This is a genomic window from Streptomyces sp. M2CJ-2, from assembly GCF_016757295.1.
GTDB lineage: Bacteria > Actinomycetota > Actinomycetes > Streptomycetales > Streptomycetaceae > Streptomyces.
This window is the reverse complement of record NZ_JAESIF010000153.1, coordinates 1-5336: the sequence shown is the minus strand read 5'-3', so window position 1 is coordinate 5336 and position 5336 is coordinate 1. Positions and strand designations below refer to the sequence as shown.

3 protein-coding genes are annotated in these 5336 nt (G+C 69.1%); all 3 read right to left on the bottom strand.

All coding sequences use genetic code 11. The features are described from left to right. Positions 1-588 precede the first annotated feature (588 nt). From JL475_RS37915 to JL475_RS37905, 3 genes are read right to left on the bottom strand one after another with little or no spacing between them, the layout of a single operon-like run. Positions 589-933 carry a hypothetical protein gene (locus tag JL475_RS37915; protein ID WP_202282758.1) on the bottom strand — a complete coding sequence of 115 codons (345 nt, stop codon included), beginning with the start codon at positions 931-933 and terminating at the stop codon, positions 589-591. 47 nt (positions 934-980) lie between these two features. Continuing rightward, positions 981-3386: a CaiB/BaiF CoA-transferase family protein gene (locus tag JL475_RS37910; RefSeq protein WP_202282757.1), complete on the bottom strand. Its 2406-nt coding sequence runs from the start codon at positions 3384-3386 to the stop codon at positions 981-983. Continuing rightward, positions 3383-4549, bottom strand: a complete 1167-nt coding sequence (locus JL475_RS37905; RefSeq protein WP_202282756.1) for an aromatic ring-hydroxylating dioxygenase subunit alpha — start codon at positions 4547-4549, stop codon at positions 3383-3385. The genes JL475_RS37910 and JL475_RS37905 overlap by 4 nt, the downstream gene beginning before the upstream one ends. Positions 4550-5336 lie beyond the last annotated feature (787 nt).

Below are 5336 nucleotides of genomic sequence, written 5' to 3'. Positions count from 1 at the left end.
TCATCGCAGGTCAGCGGGCACCTCTTCTCGTTCCGCCTTCCGCAGCCGGCCGTCATGCGGTGGATCCAGGCTCAGCGGTGGCCAACTCCACCTGGGAGAGCGATTCCCAAGGCCCTCGCGGTTTGGTCAACTCGGTTTTGTACAGACCGATCGGTGATTCCATCAGGGCAGTCGTCGGCGTCGCCGACCGAGCCAATGGAGGCGGCGATGCCGGCAGTGTCCAGATGCTCGGCGGGCTTGAACGATGTGTATTGCGGCCCGGCGTCGGAGTGATGGATTGACGCGCCTGGTCGGATGGGGTATTGGCCGCGGATCAGCCGACGATCCGGCGGAAGAAGGTGTCCACTACGAACGCGACGTGGACGAGGGCGGACCATGCCTTCACGTGGGTGAATTCCGCCACCCAGCACCGGTTCGGAGCGACGGCGACGAAGCTGCGGTCGACCGGATCGGGGGCCCGCTCGGCCTGCCCGCCGGGATCGTGGTGATGACGCGTCTGCCGCGCAACGCGCCCTGGACACCGAGTCCGCGCATCAGGCGCTCGACGGTGCGGCGGGCCACCGCGTGTCCCCGCCGGGTCAGCTCCCATCAGATCTTCCGGGCTCCGTAGGCGCGGTAGTTGGACGTGTAAACCTCCTGGATCCGCTCCTTGAGTTCCTTGTCGCGCACGGAACGGGCGGAGGGGGTTCCGAGGCATTTCTTGTGGGCGTAGTACGTGGAAGGGGCGATCTTGCAGTCGTTCCCGGCCGCGTCCCCGCGTGGTTCTCGTGCTGCTTCAGCCAGTTCCGCGGTGTCTCGCGGGAGCCGATGCCGAGCTTGTCGGCGACCGCCCTGCAGGGCGGCCGTCTCGTTCGGGTGGTCACCACAGACCTCGGCGACCATGTGCACCGCACGTCGGCGCAGCCCAATCGGGTAACGGGAAGGTCGTGGCATGACTCGATCCCTTCATGAAATCGAGTCTCCATCCGAGCCGGGGCGGTTCACTGCTCGGGCTGGAGGATGCCATCCGCCACTAGGGCCTCGACCTCCTGATCGGTCAGACCGAGCAGCGAGGCCGCGATCTCCCGGGTGTGTTCGCCCCGCACCGGAGCCGGCAGCAGCGGGGCGGCTAGGACCGATGTGTACGTCCCGACCTGGAGGTTGGCCCGCAGGGGCATCGGCAGAGCGGGGTGCTCGAGGTCCACGAAGGCACCGCGGGCGGTGAGCTGGGCATCGTCGAGCTGGTCGGGGCCGCGGGCCATCAGCCCAGCCGGGACGCCGGCCTGCTGCAAAGCGGCGATCGACTCCTCCCTGTCGCGGCGGATCAGCCACTGGGTGAGCACCCCGGCGGCCGCGGCCCGGTTCCTGAGCCGGCCGGCCACGTTCCCGAGGAGGGGATGGTCGGCGAGTTCCGGCCGGCCCACGACCCGGCACAGCCGTGCCCAGTCGTCGTCGTCGCGCACCGAGACCACGCACCACTCGTCGTCACCGGCGCACGGGAAGACACCCGACGGCGCCTCGGCCAGCGCGATGTTGCCCTCGGGGCCGACCGAGCCTGGCTGCAGCGACTCGGCGGCTAGGTGGCCACCGAGGTGGGTGAGTGCGACGTCGGACTGGGCGAGCTCGATGAGGCAGCCCCGGCCGGACTCCAACCGGGCGATCAGCCCCGCCAGCACCGAGACCGCAGCGACCTGGGCGGCGACGTGGTCGGGGTAGACGGTCGAGCCGTCGGCCGAGCCGTACTCGACGTCCGGGTAGGCCCAGAGCGCCGAGACACCGCACGAAGCACGGACCAGCGGGCCGTAGCCGAGACGCTTGCGCCATTCCCCCACGTTGCCGAACGCGCTCGCGTCGCAGAGTATGATCCGCGGGTTGATCTCGGCCAGGATCTCGTGGGTGAGGCCGAGGCCAGCCAGTGTGCCGGGCTTGAAGTTGGCGACGACCACGTCCGCGGTGGCCACCAGCGAGCGGAAGATCTCGACGCCCCGGGGGCTGCGCAGGTTCAGACCGAGTCCGCGCTTGTTCCGGTTGCCCCAGGCGAACGACGCCGCGAAGGCGCCCTCTCGTCGCGATTGCCGCAGTCCGTCCGGGTAGGCGGCGTTTTCCACCTTGATGACGTCGGCCCCGTTGTCGGCGAACTGGCGACCGAGCTCGGCGCCGAATACGTTGACACCGAGGTCGAGCACCCGCAGACCCGCGAAGGGCCGGTCGCCGTCCACGAGCTCCGGTCCGGCCGGCAGCACGCGCGGGGGCCAGAAGCCGTCGGCACCGAACACCACGTCGTCGTGCTCACCGAGCTCCGGGGACCGGGACCGGTGCCCGGCGCGGACGCCGTCGACGCGTACCTGGCCGGAGGGGACCCGTGCGGTCACCCCGGGCGCGATCTCGACGTCCGTGAGGACGCCGGAGGTGACGAAGTGCGGCACGGTGAGCACGTCGGCGACATCGACTACCTCAGCGATCGGGATGCCTCGCTCCGCACCCTCCTCGACGAGCTCGGCGCGGGTGTGCCGGTCGAAGAACTCCTGGATCACGGCATTGAGTCGCTCGGCGGCGTGGAAGCGTGCCGGGATGGCGTCGAACTTCGGGTCGGCGAACTCCTCGGGCGAACCCAACCACTCGAACATCGCCCGCCACTGCCGCCGGGAGAGCAGACAGGTACGCACGTGTCCGTCGGCGCAGCGGTAGACCGGGTAGTAGTTGCGCGAGTCGGGCCGACCGCGCGGGAAGGTGTCTGGTCGCGCCGCGGCCGCGGATCCCTGGGTCCCGAAGACCGGGTCGAGACCGTGCACCACGGCCTCGTAGGCGGAGACGTCCACGGACTCACCACGGTGCGTTCGACGGGCCTGGTAGTGCGCCAGTAGCGCGGCCCAGGCGACGTGCGCGCCGGTGTGCCCCTCGACCAGACCCACCGGGGGCAGCAGCGGCTCGGCACCCGGGAACCCGGATCGCGACAACACGCCGCCCATCGCGTACAGGACGTGCTCGGTCGCCTGGAGGTCGCGGTAGGGACCGGTCTGTCCAAAGGCGCTCACCTGGACCACGACCAGGCCCGGCACCTCGGCGGTCAGTCGACCGGGCTCCAGACCCGCATCGGCGAGCCGTCCCGGACCCCAGCAGTCGACCAGGATGTCTGCTGCATCGACGAGGTCGCGCAGCTTCGTCATGTCGCAAACGTCCGCGGTGTCCAGCACCACACCGAGCTTGTTCGCGTTGTTCAGGTGCCACGCCCACCGGCTGATGTCACCCATGGGCGTGCGGCGTCGCCCGGCCGCCCCCTCGGGCGGCTCGACCTTCACGACCTTGGCGCCCAGGTCGGCGAGGAGCCGGGTGCCGGAGTCCGCGAGCTCGCCCGCGAGCTCCACGACTCGTAGACCGGCGAGCGGGAGCTTGGCGGCTGCGCTCATGCGGGCTGCCCTGCCTCAAACTCGGCGAGCTTCCGCGCGAGCTGGCGGTGCAGGTGCTGCGGCCCGGCCTCGTTGCGGCCGTAGATGTACACGCCGCTGACCGCGAGGGCGTTGGCCTGGATGGTCTCCTCCATCGGCCAGTCCTCCTTGGTGGCGGCCTCCTCGAGGATCTCCCAGCTCTTCGCGATCCGCTCGGCCATCTTCTCGTCGTAGGTGTCGGGGTCGGCGAGGAACCGGATGTGGATCGTGCATTCCGACGGCGAGTGGGACGATGGCCACGTCGTCCAGAACTCGATGTGGTGCGGGGTGATCGCGGCGTTGACGTTGGGGAAGACGAACATGCTCGACCCGACGTGCTTGTAGAAGCCCTCGACCTGGTCCTCCTCCCCGGCCTCGACCGCCTTCTCCAGGCGCATCCGCGGGGTGAACGACTGCATGTGCAGGCCGCTGGACTCCACCACGCAGGTGTTGGTCGAGATCAGCTTTCCGACGCCGTGCGGGTGCAGGAACTTCGGGTGCAGGCTGTCCACGGCGCCGTCGACAACGAGCTTCCAGTTCACCGGGACCGTGAACTGCTTGTCCAGCACCAGCAGCGACTTCTCGTAGTTGAACTCCCGGAAGCGTTCCTCCATGTCCGCGCCCAGGTACTCCGCCACGGTCTGCGGCTTCTCCCCAGGGTCCAGCGTGACCCACACCAGGCCGTGTCGCTCCTCGGTATGCACCTGGGTCAGGCCGTGTTCGAGGCGGTCCAGCGGCTCGAAGAACTGGGCATATGGGATGTGCCGCAGGGAGCCGTCGCGGTCATAGGTCCAGCCGTGGTAGGAGCAGGTGAAGGCCCGCTTCTTTCCCGCCTCGCAAACTTCGACCCGTCCACCGCGGTGCTTGCAGATGTTGATGCTGGCGCCCACGCTGCCATCGCGCTGACGCACGATCAGCAGTGGAGTGCCCAGGACATCCCGGGTGACGAAGCTGCCCGGATCGGGCAGCTCTGAGTGGTGCGCGACGACCACGGGGACGGTCCGCATCAGCGCCAGCTCCCGGGCCGCATGCTCGTCGTCGGTGAAATGGGACGTCGGGACCCGAAGCTCGCTGTCCGCCAGATGCGTTGTGTTCTCTTTGAAGTACCGGATCAGCGTCCCGAGCACCTGCTGGTGGTTGGACAAGGGGCCTCCTAGGAACGAACTCGCTCGAGAGAAACGGTGACGGCCATGTCGGCCAGACCATCGTAAACCTACGACCAGAAGTTTTACTAGATGGTCAGGTGCGCAGTGGACGGGGGTCGAAGTCGTGGGCGGCCACGGCCGTCGCCCCCGCCGTGAAGTCGGGCGGTCGGCGCCTCGGCGACGAGGGATGTCGGTCACCCCAGGCTCCCTTACGGCTTGGTAAGGCACCTGGCGGTTCGGCTAATGAGGGTGATCAGCGGGTGGCCGGGCGGACGGGCACCGGTTCGGTGCTGGTGCGCCGCAACGGTCAACAGGAGATTGTCCCCTGGGCGGCCATGCTGCCATGGCCAATAATCTATAGCAATAAGTTTAAAGTCGAGCGGAGAGAAGCATCGCCGATACCTTGCGCACGGCCCTGGCCGCGTCAGCGAGACGCGTGCAGCCGTCCTCGCAGCGCGGGATGCCGGGGCAGTCCGGCGCAGGTTCGCAAGAGGTGCGTCCACCCGTCGGTGCAGATCGCCGGCCGCGAGCGGGCACTCCGGGATCGGCAGCGCCGCCACCGCCGAGTTCTGGGTCGGCGCCCCAGTCCGGGCGTCGGCGGTGGCGCTGCGGCGGTACTCGTGGGCCGGGATCCGCTCTCCGCCCGGCTCGGGGGCGGAGTCCTGGAACCACGCACCCGAAGCGCCTCGCCCTCGCTGGCAGGCGCCAATGCGGGTCTTCGAAGTTGAGCGGTGCGCTGGTTCGGCTTGCTGACGTGGCGTCACGCTCTGTGGCGAAGGGGGTGGCT